The organism is Cellulomonas phragmiteti, from assembly GCF_016862775.1.
GTDB classification, from domain to species: domain Bacteria; phylum Actinomycetota; class Actinomycetes; order Actinomycetales; family Cellulomonadaceae; genus Cellulomonas; species Cellulomonas phragmiteti.
This window is the reverse complement of record NZ_BONP01000007.1, coordinates 83,439-98,469: the sequence shown is the minus strand read 5'-3', so window position 1 is coordinate 98,469 and position 15,031 is coordinate 83,439. Positions and strand designations below refer to the sequence as shown.

The window sequence follows — 15,031 nt, the reverse complement described above, 5'->3', positions numbered from 1 at the left end:
CGCGTCGGCGTCCGACCCCGCGGCGCGCGCGCCGTCAGCCACGGACCGCCGCGACGACGCCGTCGAGCGCGTCGGTCAACCGGGTCGCGTCCGTGCCGCCGCCCTGGGCGACGTCGTCCTTGCCGCCACCGCCGCCGCCGAGCACACCCGAGGCGGTCCGCACGAGCGCCCCTGCCCGGTGCCCGGCCTCCCGCGCGGCCGCGTTGGTCGCGATCACCACGACGGGTCGTCCCTTGGCGACGCCCCCCACGGCGACCACGACCGGGGACGACTCCCCCAGCCGGCCGCGCACGTCGAGCGCGAGCGTGCGCAGGTCGTCCGGTGCGGCGACCTCACCCGCGTCGTGCGTGACGACCCGGACTGCGCCGACCTGCTGCGGGGCCGCGGCGAGCGAGCCTGCGGCCGCCAGCACCTGGGCCTGCCGCAGCGCGGCGAGCTCCTTCTCGGACTCGCGCACCCGGGTCAGCAACGACGACACACGGTCCCCGAGCTCGTCGGGCCGCGCGCCGAGCAGACCGGACAGCTGGCTGACCAGCGCGCGCTCCTTGGCCTGGTACCCGTACGCCGAGTCCCCGACCAGGGCGTCGACGCGCCGGACCCCTGACCCGATGGACGACTCGCCGAGCAGCGTGACCAGCCCGAGCTCGCCGGAGCGACGCACGTGCGTGCCCGCGCACAGCTCGCGCGACCAGTCACCTCCGATGGAGACGACCCGCACCTGGTTGCCGTACTTCTCCCCGAACAGCGCCATCGCACCGAGCGCGCGCGCCTCGTCGATCGCCATCGTGCGGTCGGTGACCTCGAGGTCGTCCTGCAGCCGCTCGTTGACCCGGCCCTCGATCTGCGACAGCGAGGACGCGGGCACGGCACCGCCGGAGCGGAAGTCGAACCGCAGCCGGCTGGGCGCGTTCTCCGAGCCGGCCTGCGTGGCCGTGTCCCCGAGCTCCTCGCGGAGCGCCTGGTGGACCATGTGCGTCGCGGTGTGGGCGCGCGCGATCGCCCGCCGTCGCGCCGTGTCGATGGTCGCGACGCCGGCGTCCCCGAGCGTGAGGGTGCCGTCGACGAGCCGGCCCTGGTGCACCGAGAGCCCCTTGACGGGCGCCTGGACGTCGTCGACCTCGACGATCCCGCCGTTGACGAGGCGGATGGTGCCCGTGTCGGCGAGCTGACCGCCCGACTCGGCGTAGAAGGGTGTGACGTCGAGGACGACCTGCACCTGTGCGGGTGCCGTGGCCGCGGGTGCCGGGACGCCGTCGACCAGCAGACCGACCACCTTCGTCTCGGCGGTCGTGTCCGTGTAGCCGACGAACCGCACGCCGCCGCCGTTCTCGGCGCTCAGCGACTGCTGCAGCTGCTGGTACGCCGAGGTGTCCGCGTGCCCCGTCTTCTTGGCGAGCGCATCGGCGCGGGCGCGGTCGCGCTGCGCCTGCATGAGCGTGCGGAACGCCTGCTCGTCGACGCTCACACCGTGCTCGGCGGCCATCTCGAGCGTGAGGTCGATGGGGAACCCGTAGGTGTCGTGCAGCGCGAACGCCTGCTCGCCGCTCAGCGCCGCGGTCGAGTCGCCCGCGCGGGACTTCGCCGTCGAGACGGCGCCCTCGAAGATCGTCGTGCCGGACGTCAGGGTCCGCAGGAACGCCTCCTCCTCGCCGTACGCGACCTGCGCGATGCGGTCGAAGTCGCGCGCGACCTCGGGGTACGACGCCGACATGAGGTCCCGGCTGATGGGCAGCAGCTCGGGCAGCGCCGCCCCGGGCACGCCCAGCAGGCGCATCGAGCGGACAGCGCGCCGCACGAGCCGACGCAGCACGTAGCCGCGCCCCTCGTTGGACGGGGTCACGCCGTCCGCGATGAGCATGAGCGCCGAGCGCACGTGGTCGCCGACGACCCGCAGGCGCACGTCGTCCTCGCCGCCGGTGCCGTACCGGCGGCCCGCGAGCTCCGCGGCACGCTCGATGACCGGGAAGACCTCGTCGGTCTCGTACAGGTTGTTCTTGCCCTGCAGCAGGTAGGCGATGCGCTCGAGGCCCGCACCCGTGTCGATGGCCTTGCGCTCGAGCTCACCGAGCAGCGGGTAGTCCTTGCCCTGCCCCTCGCCCCGCACGAACTGGTCGAACACGAGGTTCCAGATCTCGAGGTACCGGTCGCCCCCGGGGTCGACCGTGCCGCCCACGGCGTCGGGCCCGAACTCGGGACCGCGGTCGTAGTGCCACTCGGCGCAGGGGCCGGCGGGCCCGGGCTGGCCGGTGTCCCAGAAGTTCTCCTCGCGCGGGAGCCGCACGATGTGGCGCGGGTCGACGCCGACGCGCACGAGCGCGTCCGCCGCCTCGGTGTCCTGGTCCCAGATCGTCACCCAGAACCGGTCGCCGTCGAGCCCGAGGCCGCCGTCGGCCTGCGAGCCCGTGAGGAAGCCCCAGGCGAGCTCGATGGCGCCGTCCTTGAAGTAGTCGCCGAACGAGAAGTTGCCGAGCATCTGGAAGAACGTGCCGTGCCGCGTGGTGCGTCCGACGTTCTCGATGTCGTTGGTGCGGATGCACTTCTGCGCGTTGGCGACCCGCGGCCAGGGCGCGTCCTGGGTCCCGAGGATGTACGGGATGAACGGCACCATCCCGGCGATCGTGAACAGGATCGACGGGTCCGGGGAGATGAGCGGCACGGACGGCACGATGGCGTGGTCCTTGCTCGCGAAGTAGTCGAGCCAGCGCTGGCGGATCTCGGCGGTGCGCATGTCGTCCTCGTCAGGTGCGGTCCACCGCTCGGGGCAGTGGAAGGTTCGGGTGGACCCGGCGTGCCGGGGAGGGAGCGGCGGACCGCTCAGAAGAAGGGGGCCTGCGCGTCGTCGTCCGGGTCGGTGACGGGCTCGTCGGCCCACCCCCGGGCGGACAGGTCCCGGGCCAGGTCGTCCCGCGGGGGGCGACCGAACGTCTCGCGCAGCTCGGCACGGTGCCGGGGGGCGGCGGCGCGCAGGGCGTCGACGTCGGCGCCGCCGACGAGCGCGTCGAGCAGCTCGGCCTCGCGCTGCGCGACGCCTGCGCGGAAGTCGTCCCGTGCGGCACGCAGCGCGCCGGACAGCCGCACGGCGCCCTCGACGGCGTCCGTCGTCCCGGCCGGTACGTACTGCTCGACCACGCGGCGGCCCCGGCGGATCACGACCACGGTCACCGCGACGCCGACGCCGACCCAGAAGAGCCGCCTCACCGTCCCGCACCGCCGCCGCGCAGCCCCGCCAGGGCGCGACGCACGCCGTAGGAGAACGCGGCGACCTTGAGCAGCGGAGCCCCGACCGTGGCCGTGACCAGCGACGTCAGCGCGGACACGTTCTCGCTGACCTGGGCGGCGGCGGTCGTCACCGTGTCGACCTTGTCCATCTGCACGGCCGACGACGCGACGACCTTGGCCGTCTCGTCGAGCACGGGCAGGGCGTGGTCGGTGATCTCCTTGACCGAGGCGCGCGCCTCGTCGAGGACGTCGGCCAGCCGCAGGAGGGGACGTGCGAGGAACCCGACGAGGGCCACGAACGCCACTGCGGCGATCAGCCCTGCGACGTCACCGATCGAGACCATGCCCGTCCTCCTCCAGCCCGTACCTGCTCGTCCGCGACCGGACCTCGCCACCCTACCCGGGTGACCCCGCCCGTCTGTGCGTGTCGGCCCCGACGCACGAACGCCCCGCCGCACGTGGTGCGCGGCGAGGCGTTCGTCGGAGGTGCGTCAGCGGGCGTAGTACTCCACGACCAGCTGGACCTCGCACGTCACGGGGACCTCGGCGCGCTTGGGGCGACGCACCAGCGTGGCGCTGAGCTTCTCGAGCTGGACCTCGAGGTAGCCCGGCAGCGTCGGCAGGACGTCGCGGTGGGCGCCGGCGGCGGCGACCTGGAACGGCACGGTGGCCTGGGACTTCGGCTTGATCTGCAGCGTCTGGCCCTCCTTCACGCGGAAGGACGGACGGTCGACGATCTTGCCGTCGACGAGCACGTGACGGTGCGTGACCGTCTGGCGCGCCTGCAGGATGGTGCGCGCGAACCCGGCACGCAGGACGAGGGCGTCCAGACGCGTCTCGAGGTCCTCGACGAGGGCCTCACCGGTCAGGCCCGGGGCCTTGCGGGCGTTCTCGTACGCCTTGGCGAGCTGCTTCTCGCGCAGCGCGTACTGCGCGCGCAGCCGCTGCTTCTCGCGCAGACGCACCGCGTAGTCGGACTCGGTGCGGCGACGGGCGCGGCCGTGCTCACCGGGCGGGTAGGGGCGCTTCTCGAAGTGCTTGACGGCCTTGGGCGTCAGGGCCAGGCCGAGCGCGCGGCTCAGGCGGACCTGGCGACGCGAGCGGGTCACGCTGCTCACAGTGGTACTTCCTGTCGTGTCGATGGACGAGCACACCCGCGCTCCGGACGAGGTCCGGACGGAAGTGGTTCCGGCGGGCGTGGGGCCGACCACGGTGCGGCCACCCGGTCCGTCACGAGGACGACCGGTGCCGCGGGCTAGGGCCCCAGGTGCTGTGCTGATGCTGAGTGCTGATGTGCTGGCGTCCGCGCACGGCGGACGACCGGTCGATACTACCCGACGATCGGCGGCGGCCCGACGTCACCGGCCCACAGCCGGCTCCGGCTCGGCCCGGCGACCGCGCCCGCGCACCACCTCACGTCGGCCCCGCGTCCCCCGACGGACGTCCCGACGGGTCGAGCACCGCCCGGATCCGGGTCAGGCGCTCGCCGACGGAGCGCTCGTACCCGCGGTCGGACGGCTCGTAGTACCGGGTCCCGGCGAGCTCGTCCGGGAGGTACTGCTGGGCGGCGACCGCGTGCGGCGCGTCGTGCGCGTAGCGGTACCCCGCGCCGTGGCCGAGCCCCTGCGCGCCGGCGTAGTGCGCGTCCCGCAGGTGCGCCGGCACGGTCCCGATCCGTCCCGCCCGCACGTCCGCGAGCGCCCGGTCGATCCCGAGGTACGCGGCGTTGGACTTCGGGGCCGTCGCCAGGTGCACGACGGCCTCGGCGAGGATGATGCGGGCCTCGGGCATGCCGATGAGCGCGACGGCCTGCGCAGCCGCGACGGCGGTCTGCAGCGCGCTGGGGTCGGCCATGCCGACGTCCTCGGCCGCGGCGATGACGATGCGCCGGGCGATGAAGCGGGGGTCCTCCCCCGCGGCGACCATGCGGGCCAGGTAGTGCAGGGAGGCGTCGACGTCGGAGCCGCGCATCGACTTGATGAACGCGCTGATGACGTCGTAGTGCTGGTCGCCGTCGCGGTCGTAGCGCACGGCGGCGACGTCGATCGCGCGCTCGACGGTCGCGAGGTCGATCGTCACGGGCGTCGCGGCGTCGACGTCGGGGCCGCGGTCGGACAGGCCGGAGCCCGCGGCGGCCTCGAGGATCGTCAGGGCCTTGCGCGCGTCGCCGCCCGCGAGGCGCAGCAGGTGGTCGACGGCGTCGTCGTCGAGGGCGACGGCGCCGCCGAGGCCGCGCTCGTCGCGCACGGCACGCTCGACGAGGGCCCGGACGTCGTCGGTCGTCAGCGGCTGCAGGGTCAGGAGCAGCGAGCGGGACAGCAGCGGGGAGTTGACCGAGAAGGAGGGGTTCTCGGTCGTCGCGGCGACGAGCGTCACCCAGCGGTTCTCCACGCTCGGCAGGAGCGCGTCCTGCTGCGCCTTGGTGAAGCGGTGCACCTCGTCGATGAACAGGACGGTCTCGGAGCCGTCGGCGGCGAGCCGGCGGCGGGCGTCCTCGACGACGGCGCGGACGTCCTTGACGCCGGCTGTCACGGCGGACAGCTCGACGAACCGGCGCCCGGAGGTGCTGGCGACGAGGTAGGCGAGCGTCGTCTTGCCGGTGCCCGGGGGCCCCCAGAGCACGACGGACGACGGTGCGGCGCGCCGGGTGCCCTCGTCGGCGGGCTCGACGAGGCGGCGCAGGGGCGAGCCGGGCACGAGCAGGTGCGCCTGGCCGGCCACCTCACCGAGGGTGCGCGGGCGCATCCGCACGGCGAGGGGCGCTCCGGCGGACGGCGCGGGCAGCCCCTGCGCGGTCGAGGAGACCGCGTCGAACAGGTCCATGCGGGCGAGCCTACGCACCGTGGCCCCGGCGCGGCCGCCCGGTCACGGGCGTGCGCGACCCTGCGGCCCGGTGCCGTGACATGCGCCGGGGACCCGTCACCTGCGAGCATGACCCGCGTGTTCGCTCGCCTGGGTCGCACCGTCGCCCACCACCCGCGTCTGACGGTCGTCGCCTGGCTGGTGCTCACGGTCCTGGGGTACGCCCTGGCGGTCCAGGGGGTGCACGGCGAGAACCTGTTCGACCGGGTCGCCACGGGCTCGCCGGGAGTGCCGGGCGCGGAGTCGACCCGCGGGCTGCAGATCCTCGCGGACGAGCGGACGACCGGCCCCAACGTGAACCTCGTGCTGTCGGGCCTCGATCCGGCGGACCCGGAGGTCGGGCCGGCGCTCGAGCCGGCGCGCGCCGACCTCGCGGCGGTCGACGGGGTGGCGTCCGTCATCGACCCGCTCGTCCTCCCGGGGGGCGTCACCAACCCGGCGGCCGCGCCGTTGCTCGCCCAGGACGGCGACGGGTTCCTCCTCGTGGTCGAGCTCGAGCCGGACCTGGGTGGTGCCCGGCAGGCGAGCGCGCTCGCCGCCGTGGAGGAGCGCCTGGCGGACGTGCCGGGCGAGCTGCGTGCCGTGGCACCGACGGTCGGTGGTGTGGTCGGGGCCGAGCACCTGATCGTCGAGGAGATCACGCAGCAGGTCGAGGACGACCTGCGCACCGGCGAGCTCGTGGCGCTGCCGATCGCCCTGCTCATCATGGTGGTCGTGTTCGGCGGGTTCCTCGCCGCCGGGATGCCGATGGCGGGAGCGCTCGCGTCGATCGCGGGCGGCCTGGGCGCCCTCCTCGCGCTGACGTACGTCATGGACGTCGACGCGTCGGTGGTGAACGTCGTGACCGTGCTCGGGCTGGGGCTGTCGATCGACTACGGGCTGCTCATCGTCTCGAGGTACCGCGAGGAGCTGCACCGCACGGTCGGGGCCGACGACGGCGCGGGCAGCCGGCGTCGTCGCGGTGACGGCGCCGTGGTCACCGCGGTCGAGCGGACGATGGCGACCGCGGGGCGCACGGTGGTGTTCTCGGCGGTGACGGTGGCGGTGTCGATCGCGGGGCTGCTGGTGTTCCGGCCGGACATCCTGCGGGCGGTCGGCGCGGGCGGCGTCGCGGTCGTGCTGGTCGCGGTGGCGACGGCGGTGACGCTCGTCCCCGCGCTGCTGGTGCTGACGGGCCGCCGGCTGGCCAGGCCCGGGCTGCTCGCCCGCGTGCCGGGCCTGCGCCGCGCCTCGGACGTGGGCGCCGAGGAGGGTGCGTTCTCGTCGCTGGCGGGCCGGGTGCAGCGCCATCCGTGGTGGGTGATGCTGGGGTCGGTGGCGCTGCTGGCCCTGCTGGCGTCGCCGGCCCTGCACATGCAGCTGCGGATCAGCGGTCTCGAGCTGCTCCCGGAGGGCACGACGCAGCGCGCGTACGTGGCGGACCTGGAGGAGAACTACCCGGCCGCCTCGTCGGCGGCGGTCACGGTCGTCGCCGCCGCCTCGTTGCCGGACGCCACCGCGTGGACGGACGAGCTGGCGGAGCTGCCCGGTGTCGTGGCGGTCGACCCCCCGGCGGCGCTGGGCGCCTACGTCGTCATCGGCGTGCGCGCGGACACCGACGACCCCGGTGGCGCGGTCGCGGCCGACGTCGTGCGGGAGGTGCGCGGCCTCGACGCCCCGTTCGAGCGCTGGGTGGTGGGGCAGGCCGCGTCGCAGATCGACTTCACCGACGCGCTGCTGGCGCGCGCCCCGATCGCGCTCGGGATCGTGGGGGCGGCCACGCTGGTGCTGCTGTTCCTCATGACCGGGTCCGTCGTGATCCCCGTCAAGGCGCTGGTGACCAACGCGTTGTCGATCGTCGCGTCGCTCGGCGTCCTGGTCTGGGCGTTCCAGGACGGGCACCTCGAGGGCCTGCTCGGCTTCACCTCGACCGGTGGCATCGAGACGTACGTGCTGGCGCTCGTGATCGCGTTCGCGTTCGGTCTGGCGATGGACTACGAGGTCTTCCTGCTGGCACGCATCAAGGAGTTGTACGACACCGGTATGCCCACCGACCGGGCGGTCCTGCTCGGGCTGCAGCGGTCGGGGCGGATCATCACGTCGGCGGCGGCGATCATCATCGTGGTGTTCGCGGGCTTCGTCGCCGGCGACCTCGTCGTCATCAAGCAGGTGGGCTTCGCGCTCGCGTTCGCCGTGCTGATCGACGCGACGCTCGTGCGCCTGCTCCTCGTCCCGGCGACGATGACGGTCCTCGACCGCGCCAACTGGTGGGCACCGCGTCCCCTGCGCCGGCTGTACGACCGGTTCGCGATCATCCACTGAGACGCGCCGAGGGTCCGGACATGCCCCCACCTCCCCCACGCGTCGCCCCGCCCCCGGGACCGCCTGCCGGTCGACGGCGATCGCTGACGGGGCTCAGCGCGACGGCCGTGCTCGTGACCGGCCTCGTCGTGTCGCGCGGGGACGACCTCGTGGCGGACCTGGCGGGCGGTGCGCTGTACGCCGCGCTCGTCCACCTGGCGGTGCTCCTGGTGGCGCCGCGGACGCGGCCGACGACTGCGGCGGGGACGGCGCTCGGCGTGTGCGTCGTCGTCGAGCTGGCGCAGCTCACGGACGTCCCGGCCGCTGTCGCCACGGCGTGGCCACCGGCCGCGTACGTGCTGGGCACCACCTTCGTGGCGACCGACCTGGCGGCCTACGCGGCCGGGGTGGGCGTCGTCACCGTGGTGGACGTGCTGGCGGTGGACGTGCTGGCGCGGCGCCGCACGGGGCGCTCGGCGACGGTGCGCGCCGAACCACCGCGGGGGCCGCGCACCTAGGGACGAGTCAGCCCGGGCGGGCCGTACCCCGCGTTCTCGACGTCGACGCGGAAGCCCAGCGCGTCGTAGACGCGGCGTGCGTGCACGTTGTCCGCGTACATCCCGAGCGACAGCCACGGGGCGCCCGCGGCGAGCGCGCGTCGCGTGGCCGTCGCCGTGAGCGCGGCACCCAGGCCCCGCCCGCGCGCGGCCGGGACGACCCCGAGCCCGTGCAGGTGCCTCGCCCCGCCGGGCCGCGCCGCGACGCCGAGCACCCCGAGCAGGTCACCGCCGGGCCCCCGGACGCCCCACCACGCGGCGTCGTCCGGCGACCCGGGGCGCGCCTGCGTCGTCGGGTTCGCGACGTCGAGGCACGCGCCGATCACGTCGCCGTCCCGCTCGGGGTCGAGCTCGCGGACCACGTCCTCCCCCGGCTGCGGCGAGGGTGCGACGTCCGTCGTGAGCCGGTCCCAGGACGTGGAGCGCACGACGCCCGCGGCGGCGAGCGCACGTCCCGGGACGGGCACGGCACGCGGCGCGGTGAGCCAGCGGACCCCGGGTCCGTGCGCGACCAGCACGTCGGGGACGAGCTGCCCCAGCTGGTGCTCGTCACCCAGGGCCCACACGAGGGTGCCCCCGGCGGTCGCCGGGACCGCCAGGACGGCCGCGGCGTCGCTCGCCGCGAGCACCGTGGCGTCGGCCCAGCGGTCCCGACCGTCGAGGACGTCACGGCGCTCGCGCAGGGCCTGCGGAAGGCGTGCGAGCAGATCGGCGCTCATCCGGTGCGACCTGTGCTCACCCCTGGACGGCGGCACCCGCCGCGGGCTTGGGCCGGGCGTCGACGCCGGTGTCGCGGCGCTGCTCCGGCGAGATCGGCGCGGGCGCACCGGTCAGCGGGTCGTAGCCGCCACCGGACTTGGGGAAGGCGATGACCTCGCGGATCGAGTCCGAGCGCGTCAGCAGCGTGACGATGCGGTCCCAGCCGAACGCGATGCCGCCGTGCGGCGGCGCCCCGAACGCGAAGGCGTCCAGGAGGAAGCCGAACTTCTCCTGGGCCTCCTCCTGCCCGATGCCCATGACCTCGAACACCCGCTGCTGCACGTCACGGCGGTGGATACGGATCGAGCCGCCGCCGATCTCGTTGCCGTTGCACACGATGTCGTAGGCGTAGGCCAACGCCTCGCCCGGGGCCTCCTCGAAGCGGTCGATCCACTCCGGGGTCGGCGAGGTGAAGGCGTGGTGCACGGCGGTCCAGGCACCGCCGCCGACGGCGACGTCGTCGTCCTCGCCCGTGGGCTTGAAGAGCGGTGCATCGACGACCCACACGAACGACCACGCGTCCTCGTTGATCAGCCCGCCGCGGCGCCCGATCTCGAGGCGCGCGGCGCCGAGCAGAGCGCGCGCCTCGCTCACCTTGCCCGCCGCGAAGAACACCGCGTCACCGGGCTGGGCGCCCACGGCAGCCGCGAGGCCCGCCCGCTCGGCGTCGGTGATGTTCTTGGCGACGGGGCCGCCGAGCTCCCCGTCCTCGCCCACGGTGACGTACGCCAGCCCCTTGGCGCCGCGCTGCTTGGCCCACTCCTGCCACGCGTCGAACCCGCGGCGCGGCGTGCTCGCCCCACCCGGCTGCACGACGGCGCCGACGTACGGCGCCTGGAACACGCGGAACGGGGTGTCGGCGAAGTACGTGGTGAGGTCGGTCAGCTCGAGGCCGAAGCGCAGGTCGGGCTTGTCGCTGCCGTAGCGGCGCATCGCGTCGGCGTACGTCATGCGCGGGATCGGCGTCGGGATCGCGTACCCGATGAGGTCCCACAGCGACGTCAGCACGGCCTCGGCCAGCTCGATGACGTCGTCCTGGTCGACGAAGGACGCCTCGACGTCGAGCTGCGTGAACTCCGGCTGCCGGTCGGCGCGGAAGTCCTCGTCGCGGTAGCAGCGGGCGATCTGGTAGTACCGCTCGAGCCCGCCGACCATGAGCAGCTGCTTGAACAGCTGCGGCGACTGCGGCAGCGCGTACCAGCTGCCGGGCGCCAGCCGGGCGGGGACCACGAAGTCGCGGGCGCCCTCGGGGGTCGAGCGGGTGAGGGTGGGCGTCTCGACCTCGACGAAGCCGCGCTCGTCGAGGACCGTCCGTGCGGCGCGGTTGACCTGGGCACGCAGCCGGATCGCGTGCGCGGGGGCGGCGCGACGCAGGTCGAGGTAGCGGTAGCGCAGGCGCGCCTCCTCGCCCACGGGCTCGTCGACGGACGCCGAGACCTGGAACGGCAGCGGGGCGGACTCGTTGAGCACGACCACCTCGTGCGCGACGACCTCGATCTCGCCCGTCGCGAGGTTCGGGTTCTCGTTGCCCGCGGGACGCCGACCGACCTCGCCCGTCACCTGCAGGACGTACTCGGCGCGCAGCCCGTGGGCGACCGCCTCGTCGCGCACGACGACCTGGGCGATGCCCGAGGCGTCCCGCAGGTCGACGAACGCGACCCCGCCGTGATCGCGACGCCGGTCCACCCAGCCCGTGAGGGTGACGGTGGTGCCGATGTGCTCGGCCCGCAGCGAGCCGGCGGTGTGGGTGCGCAGCACGGAAGGTCCTTCAGGTCGGGGATCTGCGCCCGGTCGGGCGTCCCGACGATCATAGGTGCGCGCGCGGCCGCGCCCCACGTCGATCCGTCCCGGGCGCCGGACGTCGCGGCCCGCTCAGAAGAGGCTGGGCTGCAGCTCCACTGCCGCTGCCTGCGCCCCGGCGCCGTCCCGGCCCCACCGGACCCCGCCGTCGTCGGCGGGCGCCCGGTCCAGGCCGTGCCGGGCCAGCAGCGGGCGGACCCGTGCCTCGAGCCACGCCCGGTACTCGGCGTGCGCGTACGAGCCGCCGCGGAACACGCGGTCGTACCCCGCGACGAGGTCCGGACGGTCGCGCGCCAACCAGGCGAGGAACCACTCCCGCGCACCGGGACGCAGGTGCAGCGCCATGACGCTCGCCCGCTGCGCGCCGGCGGCCGCGACGGCGGCGAGCAGCCGGTCGAGGTGCTCGGTGGAGTCCGTGAGCCAGGGCAGCACGGGCGCGACCATGACGTGGACGGGCAGCCCGGCGTCGTGGATCGCCCGCACCAGGGACAGGCGCGCCCGTGCCGTGGGCGTGCCGGGCTCGAGCTGCTGCTGCAGGTCGTCGTCCAGGACGGCGACCGACACGGCCAGCGACACCGGGACGTCCCGTGCCGCGGCCGCCAGCAGCGGCAGGTCCCGGCGCAGGAGCGTGCCCTTGGTGAGCACCGACAGCGGCGTCCCGGAGCCCGCGAGCGCGTCGATGATCCCGGGCATGAGCTCGTACCGGCCCTCGGCCCGCTGGTAGGGGTCGGTGTTGGTGCCGAGCGCGACGTGCTCGCGCCGCCACGACCGGCGCGCCACCTCGGCGCGCAGGACCTCGACGACGTTGGTCTTGACGACGATCTGGGTGTCGAAGTCCTGTCCGGCGTCCAGGTCGAGGTAGCGGTGGGTGCCCCGGGCGAAGCAGTACCGGCACGCGTGCAGGCAGCCGCGCATCGGGTTGACCGTCCAGCGGAACGGGACGGACGACGCGTCCGGGACGCGGTTGAGGGCGGTGCGCGAGAGCACCTCGTGGAACGTCACGCCGGCGAAGTCCGGCGGGCGCACGCTGCGGACGAGGCCGGGCAGCGTGCGCAGGTCCAGGCCCGGGAGCGCGTCATGCTCCCCCGCGTTGACCTTCTGACCGTCCCACCGCACCCCTGGATTCGAACACGTGTTCGATGTCGGGTCAAGCGCTCGCGCGCGAGTCACCCACCGGGTGTCGGCGGCCGCGCCCGCCGGGGTCAGCCCACCGCGACCGCGCGGGGCAGCAGGTCCTCGGCCGGGGGCGCCCAGGTGGCCGCGTCCGCCGGCACCTGCTCGCCCGAGCGGATGTCCTTGACCTCGTCCTGACCGGGCGCGCCGTCCTGCGTCGCGTCGCCCACGAACCACACGAACGGGATGCCGCGACGGTCGGCGTGACGGATCTGCTTGCCGAACTTGGCGGCGCTGGGCGCCACCTCGGTGGGCACGCCGCGGGCGCGCAGCTCGGCGGCGACCGCGTCGGACCGCGAGCGCAGCTCCTCGGACGTCACGGCGACGAGGACGGCGGTGGGCACCGAGCGGGTCGCGCGCACCAGGCCGGCCGACAGCAGGCGTGAGACCAGCCGCGAGACCCCGATGGACAGCCCGACGCCGGGGTACGTGGTGGTGCCGTCGGACGCGAGGGTGTCGTAGCGCCCGCCCGAGCAGATCGACCCGAGGTCCTCGTGTCCGACGAGCACGGTCTCGTAGACCGAGCCGGTGTAGTAGTCGAGGCCGCGCGCGATGCGCAGGTCGGCGACCAGCACGCCCGGGGCGCGCGCGGCCGCGGCCGCCACGAGGGCGCCCAGCTCGGCCAGGCCCTCCTCGAGGAGGTCGGTCGAGGCGTCGTGCCGGGCGGCGAGCTCGCGCACGCGGTCGACGACCGTCGCGTCGTCGCCGCTGATGCCCGCGAGCGCGAGGCAGGCGGCGGCCTGCGCGGACGTGGCGCCGGCCTCGGCGACGAGCAGCTCGCCGACCGCGTCGGGGCCGATCTTGTCGAGCTTGTCGATGCCGCGCAGCACCGCCTCGACGTCGTCGAGCCCGAGCCCGCGGTAGAACCCCTCGGCGACCTTGCGGTTGTTCACCAGGATGCGCACCGGCGGCACGCCGAGCTCGCGCAGGGCCCCCAGCGCGTCGGCCATCACGAGCGGCAGCTCGACCTCGTAGTGGTACGGGAGCGAGCCCGCGCCGACGACGTCGATGTCGGCCTGCACGAACTCACGGAACCGGCCGTCCTGGGGCCGCTCGCCGCGCCACACCTTCTGCATCTGGTACCGACGGAACGGGAACGCCAGGTGCCCGGCGTTCTCGAGCACGTACCGCGCGAACGGCACGGTGAGGTCGAAGTGCAGGCCGAGCCCGGCCCCGTCGGAGTCCCCGCGGGCGCGGCCGGCGGACTCCTCGTCGGCCGCCTGCAGCCGGCGCAGCACGTAGACCTCCTTGGAGGTCTCCCCCTTGCGCAGCAGCTGGTCGAGCGGCTCGACCGCACGGGTCTCGATGCCGGCGAACCCGTGCAGCTCGAAGGTGCGACGCAGCACGTCGAGCACGTGCTGCTCGACGATGCGCCCGTCGGGCAGCCACTCGGGGAATCCGGACAGGGGTGTGGGACGCGCCATGCTCCCGATGATCCCAGACCGGCACGACGACGACGCACGCGCGTCCGTCCCGGGGTCGGGGTCAGCGGCCGCGCACCAGGTACGGGTTGGTCGCCAGCTCGGTGGCGACGTCGGTGGCCGGGCCGTGACCGGGCAGCACGCGCGAGGCGGCGGGCAGGGTGGCGACGACGTCGCGCAGCGTGGCCGCCATGGCCGCGGGGTCCCCGCCGGGCAGGTCCGTCCGCCCGATGCTGCCGGCGAACAGCACGTCGCCGGACAGCACGACGGGGTCGGGGTCACCGGCGTCGAGGAGGTACAGCGTCGAGCCCTCGGTGTGCCCGGGGGCATGCCGGGCCAGGACGCGCACGCCGCCGAGGTCGAGGTCGACGTCGGGGGTGCGGCCGCCACCGGCCGACCCGAACGCCTCGACGCGCTCGGGCGGCCGCCACCCGGTGACGTCGACACCCGCGGCGCGCAGCGCCTGGGCGAGGGGGCCGGACGGGTCGTGCCGCGGGTCCAGCACCCCGAGGGTCCCGAAGGGGTCCTCGAGCCGGTAGGCGTCGGCCGCGTGCAGCAGGACCGGTACGTCGAGGTCCCGCGACAGCATCGGCGCGTCCCACGTGTGGTCCGCGTGACCGTGCGTCACGAGGACGGCGCGCGGTCGCAGCCCGTGGGCGGTCACCAGCGCCCGGACCTGCTCCCCGGCGCCTGCACCCGGGTCGACGACGACGCACGCGCCGTCGTCGGCCACGAGCACGGAGCAGCGAGCGGCGAAGACCGGAGCGACCACGGTGAGGACCTGCATGGCACAGCACGGTAGACGAGCGGCCGCCCCGGCCCGTCGACCGGGCCGTCGATCGGGCCACGCCACGGCGTGCCGGCCCGTGGCGCACGTGCGCGACGACGCCCGCGCCTTGCCTAGACTGTCCGGGGGTCCGGCACGTGTCCGGCCGGTAGCAGGTCTGACGGCGGTGCATC

General features: G+C 74.8%; 12 protein-coding genes. 2 read left to right on the top strand and 10 right to left on the bottom strand.

Features of this window, described 5'->3' with window-relative positions; all coding sequences use genetic code 11:
• Positions 1-34: 34 nt before the first annotated feature.
• The 5 genes from alaS to Cph01nite_RS07890 form a co-directional block, all read right to left on the bottom strand.
• Positions 35-2,728, bottom strand: a complete 2,694-nt coding sequence (alaS, locus tag Cph01nite_RS07910) for an alanine--tRNA ligase (protein ID WP_203672999.1) — start codon at positions 2,726-2,728, stop codon at positions 35-37.
• Between the two features lie 86 nt (positions 2,729-2,814).
• The gene (locus Cph01nite_RS07905) at positions 2,815-3,198 is read right to left on the bottom strand and encodes a hypothetical protein (RefSeq protein ID WP_203672997.1); all 384 of its coding nucleotides are present in this window, start codon (positions 3,196-3,198) and stop codon (positions 2,815-2,817) included.
• A complete protein-coding gene (locus Cph01nite_RS07900) occupies positions 3,195-3,563 on the bottom strand; it encodes a DUF948 domain-containing protein (protein WP_203672995.1) in 369 nt (122 codons plus the stop codon). The genes Cph01nite_RS07905 and Cph01nite_RS07900 overlap by 4 nt, the downstream gene beginning before the upstream one ends.
• A 147-nt stretch (positions 3,564-3,710) precedes the next feature.
• Entirely contained in the window at positions 3,711-4,337 is a 627-nt protein-coding gene (gene rpsD, locus Cph01nite_RS07895) for a 30S ribosomal protein S4 (protein WP_203672993.1), read from the bottom strand.
• Between the two features lie 295 nt (positions 4,338-4,632).
• Positions 4,633-6,042, bottom strand: coding sequence for a replication-associated recombination protein A (locus Cph01nite_RS07890; RefSeq protein ID WP_203672986.1), 1,410 nt, complete (start codon positions 6,040-6,042; stop codon positions 4,633-4,635).
• A 108-nt stretch (positions 6,043-6,150) separates the two neighbouring features.
• Here Cph01nite_RS07890 and Cph01nite_RS07885 point away from each other — a divergent pair, with 108 nt between their 5' ends.
• Complete coding sequence (locus Cph01nite_RS07885) at positions 6,151-8,382, top strand: MMPL family transporter (RefSeq protein ID WP_203672984.1); 2,232 nt, start codon at positions 6,151-6,153, stop codon at positions 8,380-8,382.
• 107 nt (positions 8,383-8,489) lie between these two features.
• On the top strand, positions 8,490-8,879 hold the full coding sequence (locus tag Cph01nite_RS07880; RefSeq protein WP_203672983.1) for a ribosomal maturation YjgA family protein: 390 nt from the start codon (positions 8,490-8,492) through the stop codon (positions 8,877-8,879).
• Here the strand turns inward: Cph01nite_RS07880 and Cph01nite_RS07875 are convergent.
• The 5 genes from Cph01nite_RS07875 to Cph01nite_RS07855 form a co-directional block, all read right to left on the bottom strand.
• The gene (locus tag Cph01nite_RS07875; protein WP_203672982.1) at positions 8,876-9,637 is read right to left on the bottom strand and encodes a GNAT family N-acetyltransferase; all 762 of its coding nucleotides are present in this window, start codon (positions 9,635-9,637) and stop codon (positions 8,876-8,878) included. The genes Cph01nite_RS07880 and Cph01nite_RS07875 overlap by 4 nt on opposite strands.
• Before the next feature lie 16 nt (positions 9,638-9,653).
• A complete protein-coding gene (aspS, locus tag Cph01nite_RS07870; RefSeq protein WP_203672981.1) occupies positions 9,654-11,435 on the bottom strand; it encodes an aspartate--tRNA ligase in 1,782 nt (593 codons plus the stop codon).
• Between the two features lie 114 nt (positions 11,436-11,549).
• Positions 11,550-12,593 (bottom strand): Rv2578c family radical SAM protein, encoded by a 1,044-nt coding sequence (locus tag Cph01nite_RS07865; protein ID WP_203672980.1) that lies wholly within the window; start codon positions 12,591-12,593, stop codon positions 11,550-11,552.
• An 86-nt stretch (positions 12,594-12,679) separates the two neighbouring features.
• Positions 12,680-14,074: a histidine--tRNA ligase gene (gene hisS / locus Cph01nite_RS07860; protein WP_203672979.1), complete on the bottom strand. Its 1,395-nt coding sequence runs from the start codon at positions 14,072-14,074 to the stop codon at positions 12,680-12,682.
• 61 nt (positions 14,075-14,135) lie between these two features.
• Positions 14,136-14,858: an MBL fold metallo-hydrolase gene (locus tag Cph01nite_RS07855; protein ID WP_203672978.1), complete on the bottom strand. Its 723-nt coding sequence runs from the start codon at positions 14,856-14,858 to the stop codon at positions 14,136-14,138.
• Between the last annotated feature and the right edge of the window lie 173 nt (positions 14,859-15,031).

What these genes read in the sequence shown, in the direction of transcription:
- alaS (WP_203672999.1), bottom strand. Translation starts at nt 2,728, where the DNA reads ATGCGCACCGCCGAGATCCGCCAGCGCTGGCTCGACTACTTCGCGAGC.
- Cph01nite_RS07855 (WP_203672978.1), bottom strand. Translation starts at nt 14,858, where the DNA reads ATGCAGGTCCTCACCGTGGTCGCTCCGGTCTTCGCCGCTCGCTGCTCC.
- Cph01nite_RS07885 (WP_203672984.1), top strand. Translation starts at nt 6,151, where the DNA reads ATGACCCGCGTGTTCGCTCGCCTGGGTCGCACCGTCGCCCACCACCCG.
- Cph01nite_RS07900 (WP_203672995.1), bottom strand. Translation starts at nt 3,563, where the DNA reads ATGGTCTCGATCGGTGACGTCGCAGGGCTGATCGCCGCAGTGGCGTTC.
- hisS (WP_203672979.1), bottom strand. Translation starts at nt 14,074, where the DNA reads ATGGCGCGTCCCACACCCCTGTCCGGATTCCCCGAGTGGCTGCCCGAC.
- Cph01nite_RS07875 (WP_203672982.1), bottom strand. Translation starts at nt 9,637, where the DNA reads ATGAGCGCCGATCTGCTCGCACGCCTTCCGCAGGCCCTGCGCGAGCGC.
- Cph01nite_RS07890 (WP_203672986.1), bottom strand. Translation starts at nt 6,042, where the DNA reads ATGGACCTGTTCGACGCGGTCTCCTCGACCGCGCAGGGGCTGCCCGCG.